At 34.5% G+C, this 17,717-nt stretch carries 17 protein-coding genes; 11 read left to right on the top strand and 6 right to left on the bottom strand.

The window, feature by feature from the left end; translation table 11 throughout:
- Window positions 1–67 precede the first annotated feature (67 nt).
- From rsmA to FIT61_RS05060, 4 genes are read right to left on the bottom strand one after another with little or no spacing between them, the layout of a single operon-like run.
- Window positions 68–832, bottom strand: a complete 765-nt coding sequence (rsmA, locus tag FIT61_RS05075; protein WP_139883633.1) for a 16S rRNA (adenine(1518)-N(6)/adenine(1519)-N(6))-dimethyltransferase RsmA — start codon at window positions 830–832, stop codon at window positions 68–70.
- Window positions 829–1,812, bottom strand: a complete 984-nt coding sequence (pdxA, locus tag FIT61_RS05070) for a 4-hydroxythreonine-4-phosphate dehydrogenase PdxA (protein WP_139883630.1) — start codon at window positions 1,810–1,812, stop codon at window positions 829–831. The genes rsmA and pdxA overlap by 4 nt, the downstream gene beginning before the upstream one ends.
- 9 nt (window positions 1,813–1,821) lie before the next feature.
- On the bottom strand, window positions 1,822–3,138 hold the full coding sequence (locus FIT61_RS05065; protein ID WP_139883629.1) for a peptidylprolyl isomerase: 1,317 nt from the start codon (window positions 3,136–3,138) through the stop codon (window positions 1,822–1,824).
- A gap of 7 nt (window positions 3,139–3,145) precedes the next feature.
- Window positions 3,146–5,428 (bottom strand): LPS-assembly protein LptD, encoded by a 2,283-nt coding sequence (locus FIT61_RS05060; RefSeq protein WP_139883627.1) that lies wholly within the window; start codon window positions 5,426–5,428, stop codon window positions 3,146–3,148.
- A gap of 193 nt (window positions 5,429–5,621) precedes the next feature.
- Between FIT61_RS05060 and FIT61_RS05055 the strand changes: the two genes are divergently transcribed.
- The 7 genes from FIT61_RS05055 (at window position 5,622) to FIT61_RS05025 (ending at window position 12,023) form a co-directional block, all read left to right on the top strand.
- Window positions 5,622–6,602: an aminoglycoside phosphotransferase family protein gene (locus FIT61_RS05055; RefSeq protein WP_139873702.1), complete on the top strand. Its 981-nt coding sequence runs from the start codon at window positions 5,622–5,624 to the stop codon at window positions 6,600–6,602.
- Window positions 6,603–6,606: 4 nt separating this feature from the next.
- Window positions 6,607–7,287, top strand: coding sequence for an N-acetylmuramate alpha-1-phosphate uridylyltransferase MurU (gene murU, locus FIT61_RS05050; RefSeq protein WP_139873701.1), 681 nt, complete (start codon window positions 6,607–6,609; stop codon window positions 7,285–7,287).
- Between the two features lie 6 nt (window positions 7,288–7,293).
- Window positions 7,294–8,604 (top strand): aminopeptidase P N-terminal domain-containing protein, encoded by a 1,311-nt coding sequence (locus FIT61_RS05045; protein WP_139883625.1) that lies wholly within the window; start codon window positions 7,294–7,296, stop codon window positions 8,602–8,604.
- Complete coding sequence (locus FIT61_RS05040) at window positions 8,601–9,761, top strand: FAD-dependent monooxygenase (protein ID WP_139873699.1); 1,161 nt, start codon at window positions 8,601–8,603, stop codon at window positions 9,759–9,761. Before FIT61_RS05045 ends, FIT61_RS05040 begins: the two co-directional genes overlap by 4 nt.
- Window positions 9,758–10,924 (top strand): FAD-dependent monooxygenase, encoded by a 1,167-nt coding sequence (locus FIT61_RS05035; RefSeq protein WP_139873698.1) that lies wholly within the window; start codon window positions 9,758–9,760, stop codon window positions 10,922–10,924. The genes FIT61_RS05040 and FIT61_RS05035 overlap by 4 nt, the downstream gene beginning before the upstream one ends.
- The gene (locus FIT61_RS05030; protein WP_139883623.1) at window positions 10,925–11,644 is read left to right on the top strand and encodes a DsbC family protein; all 720 of its coding nucleotides are present in this window, start codon (window positions 10,925–10,927) and stop codon (window positions 11,642–11,644) included.
- A 175-nt stretch (window positions 11,645–11,819) separates the two neighbouring features.
- Window positions 11,820–12,023 carry a cold-shock protein gene (locus FIT61_RS05025; protein WP_046487297.1) on the top strand — a complete coding sequence of 68 codons (204 nt, stop codon included), beginning with the start codon at window positions 11,820–11,822 and terminating at the stop codon, window positions 12,021–12,023.
- Between the two features lie 42 nt (window positions 12,024–12,065).
- Here FIT61_RS05025 and icd read toward each other — a convergent pair whose 3' ends face one another.
- A complete protein-coding gene (gene icd / locus FIT61_RS05020) occupies window positions 12,066–13,304 on the bottom strand; it encodes an NADP-dependent isocitrate dehydrogenase (RefSeq protein WP_139883621.1) in 1,239 nt (412 codons plus the stop codon).
- Between the two features lie 20 nt (window positions 13,305–13,324).
- On the opposite strand from icd, the gene FIT61_RS05015 reads away from it, so the two are divergent.
- The 4 genes from FIT61_RS05015 (at window position 13,325) to FIT61_RS05000 (ending at window position 16,905) form a co-directional block, all read left to right on the top strand.
- Complete coding sequence (locus FIT61_RS05015; protein WP_139883619.1) at window positions 13,325–13,861, top strand: pseudouridine synthase; 537 nt, start codon at window positions 13,325–13,327, stop codon at window positions 13,859–13,861.
- A gap of 16 nt (window positions 13,862–13,877) precedes the next feature.
- Window positions 13,878–14,588 (top strand): type 1 glutamine amidotransferase, encoded by a 711-nt coding sequence (locus FIT61_RS05010; RefSeq protein ID WP_139883948.1) that lies wholly within the window; start codon window positions 13,878–13,880, stop codon window positions 14,586–14,588.
- 62 nt (window positions 14,589–14,650) lie between these two features.
- Entirely contained in the window at window positions 14,651–15,736 is a 1,086-nt protein-coding gene (gene aroC / locus FIT61_RS05005; protein ID WP_139873693.1) for a chorismate synthase, read from the top strand.
- Window positions 15,737–15,798: 62 nt separating this feature from the next.
- The gene (locus FIT61_RS05000) at window positions 15,799–16,905 is read left to right on the top strand and encodes an MFS transporter (protein WP_244925187.1); all 1,107 of its coding nucleotides are present in this window, start codon (window positions 15,799–15,801) and stop codon (window positions 16,903–16,905) included.
- A gap of 16 nt (window positions 16,906–16,921) precedes the next feature.
- Here the strand turns inward: FIT61_RS05000 and folE2 are convergent, their stop codons facing one another.
- Window positions 16,922–17,713, bottom strand: a complete 792-nt coding sequence (folE2, locus tag FIT61_RS04995) for a GTP cyclohydrolase FolE2 (protein ID WP_139883615.1) — start codon at window positions 17,711–17,713, stop codon at window positions 16,922–16,924.
- Between the last annotated feature and the right edge of the window lie 4 nt (window positions 17,714–17,717).

The raw sequence follows: 17,717 nt of genomic DNA, 5'->3' as shown, positions 1-17,717 counted from the left end.
GTATTCCTCCTTAAGCCTTAATTATATCAGCCGATGTTCATTTCAAATGGTTATTAGCCTGTATAAATTAGCCTAGATAATTTGAAATTTTTACGAAATCTGATACCGATAAATTTTCAGCTCTTAACTGGGGGTTTATACCAATTTTTTCAAAGTCATTTTCACTTATAAATGATTTGAGTGTATTACGAATTGTTTTTCGTCTTTGTGAAAAAGCTTCTTTAACAATCCTTCCAAACTGTTCTATATTGTTTGCAATAAAAGGGTATTCTTCATAAGGAATAAGTCTTACGAAAGATGATTCAACTTTAGGTTCAGGCTCAAACGATTCTTTAGGAACATACACTAAATGATCCATTGAAAAATAGTATTGCAGCATTACTGACAATCTTCCGTATTCCGAAGACGAAGGGGTAGCAATCATGCGATCTACAACCTCTTTTTGCAACATAAAATGAAGGTCTTTTATGATTAAAATATTGTCAATGCATTTGAATAAAATAGGCGTTGAAATGTTGTAAGGTAAATTGCCTACAATTCTAATTTTCTGATCAAACTGATTAAAGTTAAAATTTAAAACGTCCTCATTGAATATGATGATATTCTTTTTTGAATATTCATTTTTCATCCAATTTACAATATCTCGATCAAGCTCAATTGCTAAAAGACGATTAGTTTTTTCGATTAGAGGCTTTGTAAGCGCTCCAAGTCCAGGACCTATTTCAATGAGCAGATCGTCTGGAAGAGGATTGATTGATTGAATTATTGCATGAATGATCGCAGTATCTTTGAGGAAATTTTGCCCAAATTTTTTCTTGGCAATATGCTTCATGAGTGTGATTTTTGAGCTAAGTCAATTGCCAAATCAATTGCACTATAGAAGCTATTTGGGTCTATCGTTCCTTTTCCAGCAAGATCGATAGCGGTTCCATGATCAACTGAGGTCCTAATAATAGGAAGACCGAGCGTGACATTAACACCTAAGCCAAAGTTAGCATGTTTAAATACTGCAAGACCTTGATCATGATACATTGCCAAAAAACAGTCAGCTTTTTTAATGTATTTTTCTGTAAAAAGTGTATCTGCCGGAAGTGGCCCCTCAATTAACATACCTTCTAATTTTAGTTTATGGATGACGGGTATAAGAATATCAATCTCTTCCAAACCTAAAGTGCCATTTTCGCCTGCATGCGGATTAAGGCCAGCAACAAAAATTGTAGGATTATTTATTTTAAATCGGTGAATAAGGTCGCGATGAATTGTTTTTAAAGTTTCTTCGAATTTCTCCTGTGTGATCAAACTACTTACTTGTGATATAGGCACATGAGTTGTTACAAGTGCAACCTTCATAGATTTGGAAGTGAGGAGCATGACTTCATTTTTGGCATGAGTGTAATGCGCAATATATTCAGTATGACCAGTAAAGGGTTGGCTTTCATTGATAATACTTTTATTGATAGGAGCTGTAACAAGCGCATCAAAAGATTTATTTAAACATCCATCTAATGCGAAATTTAATACATCAAAAACGTAGCTATTATTATTGGAGTTGAGGGCTCCTGCCTTAATCGGTTCGGGAGCTGCGATATGATAAACAGAAAGTGAATGGTCGCCTTTATGTTCTATCAGTTTATTTTCATGAAATGTAATTACTTTATCGAGCTGATAAGCTCTATGGGATAAGGCATTTTTATCTGCAACAACCGTAATAAAGGCTGGAAATGTTTTTTCGCTCAGCAAGACGCAAAGATCAAGGCCAATACCCGCAGGTTCGCCTGAGCTTATGACGATATGTGGCTTTAAAAAACTCAAAATAAGAAATTAAAAATTATCTTCTAAACGAAGCTCTACAAAAGAGCGATCCCTTAATTCTTGAAGCCAGTCTTGGTAAGCCTCTTCAGATTTTCGCATTTTGATTTGTTGCCTGGCTTGAATTCGAGCTGATTCCTTCGACATATCCTGAGATCTTCTTTCCAGAACCTGGATAAGATGCCATCCAAACGGAGTCTTAATAGGATCGCTGATTTGATTAATATTAAGCTGCTTGATTGTTTTTTCAAACTCAGGAACAGTATCTCCTGGATTGATCCAGCCTAAATCGCCACCGTTATTTGAAGAAGGGTCTTCTGAATATTGCTTTGCCATATCCTCAAACTTCGTGCCATTTTCTAAACGCTCTTTAATGCCGATCAGCTTTTGACGACCTTCATTTTCCGAAGTAATTTCAGAAAGTTTAATTAAAATATGCCTCACATGTGTTTGTTCAACAACTAGAGGACCACTAGACCCTTTTTTGTTGATCAGTTTAAGAATATGAAAACCATTAGGACTTCTTAAAATAGAGGTAAGTTTACCCACTTCGGTTTTTTTTAGAGCATCTACAAATAATGTTGGTAAATCTGAAGCCTTTTTCCAGCCCAGATTCCCACCTTCAAGCGCATTTGGTGTTTCTGAAAATATTGCAGAAACTTGAGTAAAATTTTTACCTGATTGAATTTGCTTAACGGCTTCCTCAGCTTTATTCTTTAATTTATCAATTTTTTCAGGCGATGCATCTTCAGGAACGCGAATAAGAATATGAGCAACTTCAAATTCGTCTTGAAATTCTTTTGATTGTGCATTTAGGAAGTTATCAATTTCTCCATCAGTGATTAAAATTTTGCTATCAACCTCACGTTCTTTCAATTGCGCAATCGTGATTTCATTTCTAATTTCTTCTCTAAACTTATAAAAATTAGTGCCATCAGTTTCTAGGTTTTTTTTGAAATCAACCACATTCAGTTTATTTTTTTCTGCGATACGTTCAATAGTTTTATCAACTTGGGCATCGCTAATTTTTAGTCCGGTTTGATTAGCAAGTTGGATTTGAATACTGTTTGATATTAATCTTTCTATCACTTGTTTTCTCAAGATACTTTCTAAAGGGATTTCAATTTTTTGACTTTTGAGATTGCTAGTAACCGAATTTATTTTTTCTTGCAATTCTTTTTCTGTAATTACATCTTGATCAACGATAGCAATAATACGATCAAGTTTTTTAATATCAGATTCAGGTTTTGTTTGCCCGAAAGAAGAGGATATTAAGCCAAAGACAATTAAGGCCAAATAAATATTTAATATTAATTTTTTAAATTGCATTTGAAAATTAGTTAAAGTTTGCCTGACGATTAACATCTGGGATTTGATTGACCGTTCTCAAGCCTGGAACATTTCTGTACAAAAAGGTATTTAATCTATTTGCATCTGATCCTATAGATCCTATACCATTTAATTCAAGCTGTACAAAAAATGCATAATTTGCTTCTGGAGTTGTTGGTAATGATATTCTGTCAAAAATTGATCTTGCAACCCAGCAGCCACCGTCGTATTCAACTCCCGCTAAAACTTCAATCGTTTGTGAAGCCTTCAAATCATAATTATAGCGACCAATAGAATAGAATCTGTTTCCAAGAGGCCACTGGCCCGCCACATTAAAAACTTCTAAATTTTGATTATTATCAATAATATTATCAATTAATCGATGGCTCACATTGAGCATTTTTCCTGGCTCTGGATTATATCGAGCCCCAAGCGTGCTTCTTAATAAACTGTTAGAGCTCGGGTTAAATTGAAACATGGCATCTAAGTTAAGTGAATTTGGTAATTTTGCTGATGCACCCATAAAAATATCTGAATTTGCTTTTTTAGCATCCAATTGATCATTACCAAAAACTCTTCTGTCTTCAAAATAATACCTTTGTGCAATTATGGCTGATAATCTCTCCTTGCCATTTTTATCTAAAATTTTAGATGTAACCGATGCAGTTAATTGATTTGCATCGTTTATTCGATCTAGTCCATTGTATTGATTTTCATAAAATAAAGTTTGCATATTTAAATCAGCAAGGCCTGTGTCAAAATTAGGTAATACTGATTGATCTTTATATGGAATGTAGACATAAAATAATCTGGGTTCAAGCGTGTTTGTATAATTTTGACTTAAAAAATTTATATTTCTGTCGAGATAAACACCGCTATCCAGAGAAAAAATGGGCGTGATTATATCTTTGTTATTATCAGGTGAATGATTAAGATTATAAGATCGTATGTTTGTAGATACTTTCGGCTTAATATATCCATAATTAGAGGTTAATGGAATAGTGATTGCTGGTGTCATGCTCAATCTACTCCCGGTAATCTGTTGGTTACCTGTAAACTTGAACTTATCATCCCTATCAAAAAGAGTCCATTGTGACTTAAGGTCTAATGTGAAATTATCGAAGTCTTTATTTCCTGAGAGATTGACTTGTGGAAGTCTCTGATATGGGGAATTTAATGCATTAGTTAATGTTTGATATTTTTCTGTTAAAACGTTTAATTTCCAAATATCACCTGAATAATTTAGATTTGCTCTTTGAGGTAAATTTACTACGCTAGTGACTTGGATCATAGATGCCAAATCAGCAAAATAATTATTGTCTGATACTTTTTGTAGGTCATAAGATCCTGACCAGCCCCTACCAAATTGATGCTGATGAGTGAGTTTTAAAAAATATCGATTATCTTGGCCACTTGCCTCATCATGATTCATGTATTGAAGTTCATTAACTCCGGAATAGTTCTCAGTTAGGTAGCGAAATTGACCTTCTGCCATAGGACCTCTTCTGCCCAAATGCCTTGCTGATAGAGTTGCATCCATATTAGGTGAAATATTAAAGTAATAAGGTATTCGAAGATCAAAACCACTTCTAGTGGTGGTACCAAATGTCGAAGATAAAAAACCAGATTGTCTATTCTTATTAAGGGAAAAGCTTGTACTTGGCATATAAAAAATAGGGACGCCTTTAAATTCAACTAAAGCATTTGAAGCTTTTACTTGATCTTTTTTTGTATCAATTTCGATATTTTTTGATTTGATATACCAGTCATCTGAATTAGCTTCACAGGTTGTTATCCTGCTAGATTGGAGGCGTTTTTTGTTTTCACCATCAAAAAAAATTGTTTTAGCATCCCCGCGATAATTATAGTTATGTTTGGTTATTTCATAACCCTTTTTAATAACTGTTTGTTCTTTTTTTTGAGACTTTAAATTAAAGCTTACGTCGTCCATCTGCCCTGTATAGTCAGTTAGTTTATAATTAAGTGATGAGCCAGTAAGGGAGATGTTTTCTAATTCTATGGATGTATTCCCTTGCGTTATTAGTTTTTCCGAGATTTCATCATACTCAATCACTTCGGCTTTAATCGTTTTATTACCTTTCTTAAGGATTGCATTACCTCTAGCTTTCATTTTGCGATCAAGAAGGGTTTCAAGATTCTCGCCTTCAATTTCAACTAAGTCTTGAGAAATTTCTGGAGATTGTTTTTCGCTTAACAAATCTTCAGCAGATGAAAGCTGAGGAAGCAGCAAAAGCAATACCCATAGCAGTGAGATTGTTTTTCTAAACATGGAATTTTGCTGAAGGAGCAAGTAGGGGTACTATAGTTTTAATGTTGAATATTTCATAAACGTTAAAATCTCATATTTTAGCTATTTTATCAACTTAAATTTATTAATAATCAGGTAGTTATATAATTTACTTAATTAAGCTAATTGCGTTAAATGTAGAATTTTTTTTAAAAATTGCTAGGTATTTTTTATTGTGACTCGCGAACTTCAAATCACTGAATGGTTAAATAATATTCTTAAAAATCAAGAGTATACGATAAAACCTGCTTCATCAGACGCTAGTTTTCGGCGTTATTTCCGCGTCATGTCTAATAATCAATCTTATATTTTGATGGACGCCCCTCCTGAAAAAGAAAATTCAAAGCCCTTTGTTGACATAGCGAATACTCTTCTTAATGCAGGTTTAAATGTCCCCAAAGTTTATGAGGCAGATCTTAAAGCAGGGTTTTTATTGTTGTCAGATTTGGGTAATAAAACTTATCTTGATGAGCTTAATCATCAAAATGCATCATTGCTCTATAGAGATGCCTATTTAGCGCTAATTAAAATTCAAAAAAATGCTGATACTCAGTCACTCAAACTCTATGACGATGCATTATTGATGCAAGAACTTAGATTATTTCCTGATTGGTATCTTAAATTCCATAAATCTTATGAAATGAATGATTCGGATAAGAATGTACTTGATTCAACTTTTGATTTGCTAATTCAAAATATTAAATCTCACACCCAAGTTTTTGTGCATAGAGATTTTCATTCTAGAAATTTAATGTTTTGTAATGGCGATCTGGGAGAAAATCCGGGCATTTTAGATTTTCAAGACGCAGTCAAAGGGTCTATCGTCTATGATCTTGTGTCCTTATTTAAAGATGCTTATATTGTTTGGAGTGAGGAAGAGGTCATAGACTGGCTTATTCGATATTGGGAGCATGCCAAACAAAATAAACTTAAAGTGCAAGATGACTTCGCAGAGTTCTATAGAGATTTTGAATGGATGGGGGTCCAAAGGCATTTAAAAGTTTTAGGTATTTTTGCCCGCTTAAATTACAGAGACCATAAAGCAAATTATTTGAATGATTTACCAGCCGTTGAAAATTACACGATCAGGGCATGTGAGCGCTATAAGGATTTCCATCCTTTATTAAAACTGATGAATAGATTAAGCTCGACATAAACTTATGAAGGCAATGATTCTAGCAGCTGGAAGGGGGGAAAGAATGCGCCCTCTTACAGATCACATACCAAAACCACTTTTAGAGGTTGCGGGAAAGCCATTGATTATTTGGCATTTAGAAAAATTAGCTAAAGCGAATTTTGAGGATGTGATTATTAATCATGCGCATTTGGGAGAAATGATTGAGGCTTGTATTGGCGATGGCTCAAGATGGAATCTTAAAATTACCTATTCTAAAGAAGGCTCACCACTAGAAACAGCAGGTGGTATTAAGAAAGCATTGCCGCTAATTGGGGATCAACCATTTTTGGTAGTTAATGCAGATATATACACTGATTTTAATTATGCCACGATAAAAAATAGGAACTTAAATGGCTGTAAAGGCCACTTAATAATGGTTAAAAATCCTAAGCAACATCCTGAGGGTGATTTTGTTTTAAAAGACAATCAAATTGTGCTAGAAGGAAAAGAAAGGCTTACATTTTCAGGGATTGCTATTTATCAGCCTGAAATTTTTGAAGATATCAGTATAGAGCCTGTTGCAAAATTAGCACCTATACTTAAAAAATTAATTGATTTGAAATACATCAGCGGAGAAGCATATCAAGGGCTTTGGTTTGATATAGGAACGCCAGAGAGATTAAATGAAATTAATCTTTTATTAAAAGAAAAATTGAAGAGCTAATTAAAAATGAACCATAAAAATTATCAAGAATTTAAAAAAAGAAGAAATACGTTAACTGAAAAAATTGGTGATGGCGTAGCAATCATTTTTAATACTGACGAGGTAATTAGAAATCGAGACAGTCATTATCCTTATCGCTCAGATAGTTATTTCCACTATTTTTCAGGATTTCCTGAGTCTCGGTCAGTATTATTTGTATTAGGTGGAAAGTCTCCAAAGACCATACTATTTTGTCGTAATAAAAATCTAGAAATGGAAATATGGAATGGCTTTATATATGGGCCTAAAGAGGCAAAAGAAGTTTTTTTATTTGATGAGTCTTATGACATAAATTTATTAGATGAGATTGCTTTAAAAGAAATTTCAGGGCGCGAAAAAATATATTATCGAATAGGGCAAGATACGCTTAATGATAAAAAAATTAATGATTGGATTAAAGTCTTGCGAGATAAGGCTAGAGCTGGAATTCAAGCCCCTCAAGCAATCGAAGATATTAGTCAAATAGCTGATGATATGAGGCTTATAAAAAGTGACTTTGAAATTGACATAATGAAGCGGTCAGCAAAAATTGCAACTCTTGCCCATAACCGTGCAATGAAATCTGTAAGGCCTAATATGTATGAATATGAACTTGAAGCTGAAATTTTGCATGAATTTATGAGTCATGGAGTTCGCGCACCAGCTTACCAGTCTATTGTTGCTGCCGGAAAAAATGCATGCACATTACATTACGTTGATAATAATTCTAAAATTCAAGATGGCGATCTTATTCTTACAGATGCTGGATGTGAATTAGAAGGTTACGCATCCGACGTATCAAGAACATTTCCCGCAAATGGTAAATTTTCAAAAATACAAAAAGATTTTTACCAATTGGTATTAGAAGCCCAAAGCGCAGCATTAAGTAAAGTCTCATCTAACCATAATTGGAATGAGCCTCATGAAGCAGCATTATCAGTTTTGATAGATGGATTCAAAGACTTTGGTTTATGCCAAGGAAGCCATCAGGAAATTTATGAAACAGGCGCCTATAAAGAATTTTATATGCATAGAACTGGCCATTGGTTAGGCCTTGATGTTCATGATGCAGGCGACTATAAGACGATAGCGCAAGAATGGAAGCAATTAAAACCAGGTATGACTTTAACAGTGGAGCCAGGATGCTACATTAGACCATCTGCAAATATTCCAAAAGAATTTTGGAATATTGGAATAAGAATCGAAGATGATGTTTTAGTTACTCATAATGGACATGAAGTGCTTACAAAAGATAGCCCAAAGACAATAGAGTCGATTGAAACCCTGATGGCAAAATGAAAAATTCAGAATATCTCATTGTGGGCGCCGGCCCAGTTGGGCTGGTATTTTCATTATTACTTGCAAAGCAAAATCAAAATTCACATCTTTTAGAATCAAGAAGAAAAAATGATTCACATTCTGACGGACGTGCATTAGCTCTATCTTACGGCACAAAACTCATTCTTGAAGATCTCGGTATTTGGAGTCCTTTAGAAAAAAAAATTAGTGAAATAAAAGATATTCATACAAGCCAAAAGAATAGCTTTGGGCGTACTTTATTATCGGCTAGCCAATATAATTTGCCAGCTTTAGGCTATATTGTCTCTTATGGTGCTTTATCAAAGGTGCTTGAAGAAGCAGTTAATCAATCTCCAAAAATAAAAATCACTCATGAGTTCGAAGTGTCGGCTATTAAAAATGAAAAAGATAGATCAATTTTGTATGGAGGCAATAAAGATCTCCCTATTGAGGCACCACTTTTAGTCTTAGCTGATGGTGGAAAAAATACTACAGCCTTAATTGAAGGCCTCAAGAAAAAAGAAACCAGTTACAATCATACGGCACTTGTAACTAAAGTCACTTCTGAGATTCCCCCTAATAAAATTGCGTATGAACGGTTTACTTCCATGGGGCCTATTGCACTTTTGCCTAATGGGCCCAAAGAATTTTCTTTGGTTTGGACTGGCAAAGATGAAGATATTCAAGCATTAGCTAAAGCACCAAAAAAATTATTTTTAGAAAAATTACATGAGCATTTTGGAGACAGAGTGGGAAAGTTTCTTGATTCTGATAATTTTATTACATTCCCACTCAAAAAAATTATCCTTGAAGAATTTCCAAAAAAACGTATGGTTGTTATTGGTAATTCTGCTCAAACAATGCACCCAGTCGCAGGACAGGGATTTAATACTGGTATTAGAGATGCCTATGATTTGTCAAAATTAATAAATAAATCAGAACCCTCCCAGGTAGGATCTGAATGTTTTATCAATCAATATTATTCGTTAAGAAAATCAGAAACAAAAAAGACACTTTTTTTTACAGATTCTTTAGTAAACATTTTTTCGAATGATTTGGTTGTCCTTTCCTTAACAAGAGGTATGAGCTTATCTCTTTTAGATAACTTTAAGCCTATTAAAAATTTTCTAGTAAATAAAATGAGTTTCGGTAAATGAAAGGAAGCTCAAGTGATGTATTGATTATGGGTTCAGGCATCGCTGGCATGGCGACATTAGTGACTCTAGATAAATATGCTATCAAGACAAGTCTGCTATCTCATTCAAAAATTATTAACAATAATGCACCTGACCCAAGATTTTATGCCATTACACCCGGCGTTAAAGAATGGCTAGAAGAAAATGGCGTTTGTGATTTCTTGCACAAAGATTTCATGTCTCCAGTAAATAAAATCAGGGTTTATTCTAATAGAGAAAATGCATCATTAAGTTTTGATGCCTATGATGCTGGAATGAATGAGCTTGCGTTTATTATCAATCATGATGATCTTGAAAATGCTTTTAAGAATCGAATAAGCAAAATTAGTTATAATGAAATAAAAATTGATAGCGCTGAGTCTTTGAATATTGAAATGGATCATATTAATCTTGTTGATGCAAAGAGCAAAAGATATCAATTTAAATTGGTCATTGGAGCTGACGGTTCCAATTCATGGGTGCGAAGCCAGACATCTATTGACGTTAAGAACAAAGCATTTAATCAAACGGCTTTAGTATTTAATATTAAAGGTACTAAAGCTCATCAAGGATGTGCTTATCAAAAATTCATGCAAGATGGCATCTTGGCGCTTTTGCCTATTCACACAGATGAATATTCTGTCGTTTTTTCTTTAAATGACAATATCCTAGATGAATATAAAAAGTTAGATGATCCAATGTTTCTGCTTAAGTTAAAAAAAGACTTAGGTGAAAAGTTTGGAGATATTAATATTTTGTCTAAGAGACAATATTTTCCTTTGAGTATGAAAATTAATGAATCATTAATTTCAGATCGAGTTATTCTAATAGGAGATGCCGCACATCAAGTTCACCCTCTCGCAGGCCAGGGTTTAAATTTAGGTTTAAGAGATGTGATAGAGTTTGATGAATTGTTAAACTCAAATAAAAAATATCATCATGATCTTGGTTTAAAGCAATTCCTTAAAAAATACAATCGAAATAGAAAGACCGATATATTATCTTTAACTTATTTAACGAATCATTTGAGCCATATTTTTTCATCCCAGAGCCTTATTCCTGAATTTGTGATTAATTTTGGATTTAACAAAATAAATCAAAACCATTTAATTAAAAAAATTCTTATAGAGAAAGCAGCTCATTAGATGACAATTTTTAAAAAAATCGCCTTATTTATTTTATTTTTCCCTTCATTCTATTTAATGGCTGATGAAGTTAGCCTAAAAAAAATGATTGAGGCCTCTTACCCTAAATATAAAGTAGAAAGTATTAAGAAGACTTCCTATAGTGGGCTTTATGAAATTTTTATGGGGGGTCAAATTATTTATACTGATGAGAGGTTTTCTTTTCTTATTGCAGAAGGCCATATCGTAGATCCTAAAACAAAAAAAGATTTAACCGGCGAGCGCCTTGAGGATCTCACCAAAGTAGACTTTTCATCCTTGCCCCTTAATTCCGCTATTAAAACAGTTAAAGGCGATGGCTCGAGAAAGTTAGTTGTTTTTGCAGATGTGGATTGCCCTTTTTGCAAACGTCTTGAGCAAAATGAATTTACACATCTTAATAATGTGACAATTTATACATTTTTATTCCCTATCGAAAAGCTTCATCCGGACGCAAAGAATAAATCACAGTTGATTTGGTGTGCCAAAGATCGCTCAAAAGCTTGGGCAGATTGGGCAATTAACGATGCACTCCCTTCAGGGAAAGTCACATGTCAGCCACCTACAGAACTAATATTAGAGTTAGGCTCAAAATTAGGTATTACATCAACGCCTACCTTGATTTTTTCAGATGGGAAGCGAATGTTAGGGGCTCAACCCTATAAAGAAATAGAAAAAGCGCTCAATAGCACCAAGTCTTAAGCCTTTTTTAAAGTAACAAATAGCTTGACATTTATAGCTAAACCACGTAAAAAAGCTCCCAGGTGTTTGGTTTCGAGTTTTATTTAGCTAGCTTTAATTTATATTTAAGTAGTGCTTTAGTTCTTGATTCAAACTTTTGGGGGGCCTCCCTTGTTTAAAGTTAAGGATTTATGAAATGGCAACAGGTACAGTAAAATGGTTTAATGATTCAAAAGGTTTTGGTTTTATTACTCCTGATGATGGTGGTGATGATTTATTTGCTCACTTCTCAGCAATCGTAGATACAGGATATAAAAGTCTTAAAGAAGGTCAAAGAGTTACTTTTGACGTTACAGACGGACCAAAAGGCAAGCAAGCTTCAAATATAAATAAAGCCTAGTTCCAAACTAAATAAATAAGCCCGCTTAAGCGGGCTTTTTTTTTACATGTAACTTATGATGACATCAGCAAAATCATCTGTAGATAATGGCAAGACATTATTTAATTGTGATGAGAAGTCTTGAGTGACTTTTTGAGCCGCTAATGTTTTTCTGAATGCTAACGAGATGGTATCGGCAGCTTCAATCCAGCCAATATGCCTTAACATCATTTCAGCCGACAGAATTAAAGAGCTAGGATTGGCAATTTTTTTACCTGCAATACTTGGTGCGGTTCCATGGGTAGCTTCAAAAATAACCGTTGAGTCTGATAAATTAGCGCCTGGAGCAATGCCAATACCACCAACTTGAGCAGCTAGCGCATCTGAAATGTAATCCCCGTTAAGGTTGAGGGTGGCTACGACATCATATTCGCTTGGGTGAATTAATATTTCTTGAAGAAAAGCGTCAGCAATGCAATCTTTGATGATAAGACCATTAGAGCAAACAAAACTGGATTTACCTTCAATAGGTTTAGCCCCAAATTCATCTTGAGCTAATTGATAACCCCATTCTTTAAATCCACCTTCAGTAAATTTCATAATATTGCCTTTGTGGACTAGTGTGACTGATCTTTTTTTATGTTCTATAGCATATTCAATCGCTTTTCTTATAAGCCTTTGACTACCTTCCTTAGAAACAGGTTTAATACCTATAGCGGTTGATTCTGGAAAGCGAATTTTATTTTTAATGCCCAATTCTGAGATCATTTTTATAATTTTTTTTGATTCTTCTGAGAATGCTTGCCATTCAATCCCCGCATAAATATCTTCTGTGTTTTCTCTAAAAATCACCATATTAGTTTTTTCAGGATTTTTTAAAGGACTTGGAACACCATTAAAATATTCAATCGGTCTTAAGCAAACATATAAATCGAGCCCTTGTCTCATAGCTACATTAAGTGATCTGATGCCGCCACTGACAGGCGTTGTGAGAGGGCCTTTAATAGACACAACAAACTCTTTCATAGTATCTAGAGTTTCTTGAGGAAGCCATGTGTCTTTATCGTATATTTTTGTGGCTTTTTCTCCGGCGAATACTTCCATCCAAGCAATTTCTTTTTTTCCATCATAAGCTTTTAAAACAGCTTGATTTACAACCTTTAACATCGCTGGAGTAATATCAACACCAATACCGTCACCTTCAATAAATGGGATAATAGGATGATCTGGAACATTCAAACTTAGATTTGAATTGACTGTAATTTTTAAAGCATTTTTTGGAAGATTAATTTTGCTAAGCATTCATACTCACTTTAAGTTTAATGAAAATATTATTTAATAAGCCTTATGGTGTCGTTTGCCAGTTTAGCAAACATGACAAACATGAGACATTAAAAGACTTTATTCCAATACCCGGTGTTTATCCTGCAGGCAGGCTTGACACAGATAGTGAAGGTTTAATTATTCTAACTGATGATGGCTTATTTCAACATCAAATTAGCGATCCAAAATATAAAATGCAAAAAACTTATTGGGCGCAAGTTGAAGGCGCCCCAAAAGAGAGTGATTTAGATGAATTAAGACATGGCGTTGATTTGGGCGACTTTAAAACTTTACCTGCAGAAATAAAAATTATAGATCAGCCAAAAACCTTATGGGAAAGAACGCCTCCTATTAGAGAAAGAAAAACAATTCCAACGACTTGGCTAGAAATTAGAATATCCGAAGGTAAAAATCGTCAAGTAAGAAGAATGACAGGAAAAATTGGATACCCCACATTAAGATTAATTCGATTTGCAATCGGAGCTTACACACTAGTAGATCTGGATCTAGGTATGTATAAAATTATCCGTGAATAAAAAATTAGTTTTAATTATGAGATTTTATGAAACTGAAGGTCCGGGCTATTTGGCTGATTTTTTAATTCAAAATGCTATTCAGTATAAATTGATTAAAGTAGATCAGATGGATAATATTCCTAGATCTATTTCTGAATATGCTGGTTTGATTTTGATGGGAGGCCCCATGAGCGTGAACGACGATTTGCCGTGGATCAAAGAAGTGGTTAAATTAATTCAAGAAGCCATATGCTCTGATATACCAGTTCTTGGGCATTGCCTTGGGGGTCAGTTAATCAGTAAGGCGCTTGGTGCAACCGTTAAAAAAAATTCTTGTAAGGAAATTGGATGGTTTGAAGTGCAAACCCTTAACCACAATTCTCAGCAAATAGAATCTTCAAAAAAATGGTTTGATGATTTATCAGAATTTGAAGTTTTTCATTGGCATGGCGAAACTTTTGAATTGCCACAAAATGCAATTCATCTTTTGACCAATAAAAATTGTCATCATCAGGCTTATAGCTATTTTGATAAGCATATTGCATTTCAATGCCATATTGAAATGATGCCTTCCATGGTAGAAAGTTGGACAAAAGCTGGGGCGGCTGAAATGGAAAATGAAAAAAATAAAGAAGCGATTCAATCGCCAGAAGTGATATTAGAAAATGTTTCTATCAAATGTGATCAATTGAATAAGTTAGCTTATCGAGTTTATAACCAATGGATTAAGGACTTACGACTCAATTAATAAATTAAAGGCTGCAATCGGGTTATGATAATATTTAAATATATTTATAAAAAAGCATATCTATGTCGGGTAATACTCTAGGCACTTTATTTACACTCACCTCTTTTGGTGAATCTCATGGCTCAGCTATAGGTGGAGTCGTAGATGGTTGCCCGCCTGGCTTGGATTTGTCGGAAGAAGATTTGCAATTAGATTTAGATAGAAGAAAACCTGGCACTTCTAAGCATGTTACTCAACGTAATGAGGAAGATAAGGTCGAGATTTTGTCTGGCGTCTTTGAAGGCAAAACAACTGGCGCACCTATCGGATTTATTATTCGAAATACAGATCAAAGAAGTCAAGATTATTCAAAAATTAAAGATGTATTCCGTCCCGGACATGCAGACTACACATATGCCCATAAATACGGCATAAGAGACTATAGAGGCGGCGGAAGATCAAGTGCTAGAGAAACCGCTGTAAGAGTTGCTGCAGGGGCTATAGCTAAGAAATGGCTAATTAAAAAATATGGCATCAAAATCCGAGCTTATTTAAGTCAAATGGGCACCATTCAAATAACATTTAAAAATTGGGAAGATGTAAATCAAAATCCATTTTTTTGTCCTAATCAAGCCCAAGTTCCTGAATTAGAAAAATATTTAGATGGCATTCGCGCAGAGAGAGATTCAGTCGGTGCCAAAATTACCGTAGTGGCAGAAAATATGCCAGTAGGCTTAGGTGAGCCAGTTTTTGGTAGGCTGGATGCTGAAATTGCATACGCAATGATGAGTATAAATGCTGTAAAAGGCATTGATATTGGAGAAGGTTTTGGCTCGATTAACCAAAAAGGCAGTGAGCATGGCGATGAATTAACTCCCCAAGGTTTTTTAACGAACCATGCAGGTGGTATTTTAGGCGGCATATCAACCGGACAATCTGTTATTGCGCATATAGCTTTTAAGCCAACCTCAAGTATTCCCCAAGACCGAAAGTCAATTAATACTGAAGGTGAAGCTGTTCTGATGCAAACAACAGGTCGTCATGATCCTTGCGTTGCAATAAGGGCGACACCGATTGTTGAGGCTATGTTAGCTTTAGTCATTATGGATCAAGCATTAAGACATCGCGCTCAAAATGCCGATGTCGTTTCTCATACACCAAAAATTTAGTGAGTGCCACGCATAATCTTCACTGGCGCTTATCGCGTTTTTATTTTTTCTATTATTTTTTTGTGGGCTCGTTTGTTCCATACTGGGGCATTTATCTTCAATCTCAAAACTTTTCACCTGCAAGTATTGGTATTCTTCTTTCTTTATTTCAAATAAGTCGTATCGTTGCTCCCAATTTTTGGGGTTGGCTGGCTGATCACACAGGTCATCGTGTTAAATGGATTAAACTTACATCGCTTTTGGGTTTGATCGGGTTTGTTGGTGTTTTTTGGGCAAAAGGATTTTTTTGGATTTTTTTGATAATGTCAGCCTTAAGTTTATTTACGAGTTCAACTTTGCCGTTAGCAGAATCTTTAACTCTTGCGCATTTAGCAACTACAGATGGACATTACAGCAGAATAAGATTATGGGGATCAATCGGATTTATTGCGGCATCTTTATTGTTAGGTTATCTAATTGATCTTCAAGGGATTAATATTTTGTTGTGGACTTTATTAATTTCTCAAGCAATTATATTTTTTTTATCAAACACTATTCCTGAAACTCAGGAGATCCATAACGCAAAAAACGATTTATCTATTTGGAACATTATTAAAACTCCTTCTGTGATAGCGCTTTTAATTGGCTGCACATTAATGGTTTCAGCACACGGAGTGCTTTACAATTTTTATTCAATTTATCTCAAAGAGCATGGTTATAGCGGCGGCACGATAGGGTGGCTTTGGGCGACTGGCGTCATCTGTGAAATTTTGATTTTTATGTTGATGCCAAAAATTTTACATCGCTATTCACTTAAAGCAATTTTGCTAATGAGTTTATTTTTAGGCGTCATTCGGTTTATTCTTATTGGAGTCTCTCCCAACCATCTTTATCTATTATTTGTAGCACAAATGTTTCATGCTGCAACTTTCGGAAGCTTTCATGCAGCATCCATTGAAGTTATTGCTTACTATTTTAAAGGCCGGAATCAAGCGAGAGGGCAGGCAATATATAACAGTGTAGCTTATGGCATTGGTGGCACTGTCGGAGGATTGGGAGGGGGTTATTTAATTCAATATCTTGGAGGGCAGATTGGATTTATGATTGCTGCCATATCTCCACTGATTGGATTTTTAGTGATTTGGTTTGGATTAAAACTAGAGATTAAAGGAAATAAAATATTTGGCTAATTTAAATTAGCTGAAATTACCCTTCAATTAAAGCGTAAGCAGAATGATTGTGAATGGATTCAAAGTTTTCGGATTCAACTACGAAATGATCAATTCTTTTTTCTAATTTTAATTGGGCTGCAACATCTCGCACCATATCTTCAACAAATTTAGGATTATCATATGCTTTCTCAGTCACAAATTTTTCATCAGGTCTTTTTAGAAGACCATAAAGCTCACATGATGCTTGTTTTTCAATAAGCTCAATTAATTCTTCAATCCAAATAAATTTATTAATTTCAGCGGTGACTGTGACGTGAGATCTTTGGTTGTGCGCGCCATAATCTGATATTTTCTTCGAGCATGGGCAAAGGCTGGTTACTGGCACAATTACTTTAATTGTATTCTTAAATTTTCCATCAATAATTTTTCCAATAAAACTTATATCATAATCCAAAAGGCTTTTAACTCCGGAAATAGGCGCGGTTTTATTAATGAAATATGGGAATGTCATTTCGACATCACATGACTTAGCTTCAAGTCGTTCCATCATTTCTCTTAAGATATTTTCAAAAGACTCAACAGATATTTCTCTTTCATTCATGTTTAGGATTTCTACAAATCTAGACATGTGAGTGCCTTTAAAATTATGTGGCAAATAAACATACATATTAAATGTTGCAACAGTGTGTTGTGCCCCACCTGTTTTATCCTTCACAAGCACAGGATGTCTTATAGATTTAATACCCACCTTATCAATATCCAAACTCCTTAAATCAGGGGTGTTTTGAACATCTTCAATTGGGCATGTGTGTTTGCTTGTTGTCATAATT

This window comes from Candidatus Methylopumilus rimovensis (assembly GCF_006364615.1).
GTDB classification, from domain to species: Bacteria; Pseudomonadota; Gammaproteobacteria; order Burkholderiales; family Methylophilaceae; genus Methylopumilus; species Methylopumilus rimovensis.
The sequence above is the reverse complement of the archived record's forward strand: the minus strand, read 5'-3'. Positions and strand labels throughout refer to the sequence as shown.

Bases quoted from the DNA above. Each gene is read 5' to 3' on its own strand.
- FIT61_RS05035 (WP_139873698.1), top strand. From the start codon at position 9,758: ATGAAAGGAAGCTCAAGTGATGTATTGATTATGGGTTCAGGCATCGCT.
- icd (WP_139883621.1), bottom strand. From the start codon at position 13,304: ATGCTTAGCAAAATTAATCTTCCAAAAAATGCTTTAAAAATTACAGTC.
- FIT61_RS05010 (WP_139883948.1), top strand. From the start codon at position 13,878: ATGAGATTTTATGAAACTGAAGGTCCGGGCTATTTGGCTGATTTTTTA.
- FIT61_RS05045 (WP_139883625.1), top strand. From the start codon at position 7,294: ATGAACCATAAAAATTATCAAGAATTTAAAAAAAGAAGAAATACGTTA.
- FIT61_RS05065 (WP_139883629.1), bottom strand. From the start codon at position 3,138: ATGCAATTTAAAAAATTAATATTAAATATTTATTTGGCCTTAATTGTC.
- FIT61_RS05025 (WP_046487297.1), top strand. From the start codon at position 11,820: ATGGCAACAGGTACAGTAAAATGGTTTAATGATTCAAAAGGTTTTGGT.
- FIT61_RS05015 (WP_139883619.1), top strand. From the start codon at position 13,325: ATGAAAATATTATTTAATAAGCCTTATGGTGTCGTTTGCCAGTTTAGC.
- FIT61_RS05030 (WP_139883623.1), top strand. From the start codon at position 10,925: ATGACAATTTTTAAAAAAATCGCCTTATTTATTTTATTTTTCCCTTCA.
- FIT61_RS05060 (WP_139883627.1), bottom strand. From the start codon at position 5,428: ATGTTTAGAAAAACAATCTCACTGCTATGGGTATTGCTTTTGCTGCTT.
- murU (WP_139873701.1), top strand. From the start codon at position 6,607: ATGAAGGCAATGATTCTAGCAGCTGGAAGGGGGGAAAGAATGCGCCCT.
- aroC (WP_139873693.1), top strand. From the start codon at position 14,651: ATGTCGGGTAATACTCTAGGCACTTTATTTACACTCACCTCTTTTGGT.
- rsmA (WP_139883633.1), bottom strand. From the start codon at position 832: ATGAAGCATATTGCCAAGAAAAAATTTGGGCAAAATTTCCTCAAAGAT.
- folE2 (WP_139883615.1), bottom strand. From the start codon at position 17,713: ATGACAACAAGCAAACACACATGCCCAATTGAAGATGTTCAAAACACC.
- FIT61_RS05040 (WP_139873699.1), top strand. From the start codon at position 8,601: ATGAAAAATTCAGAATATCTCATTGTGGGCGCCGGCCCAGTTGGGCTG.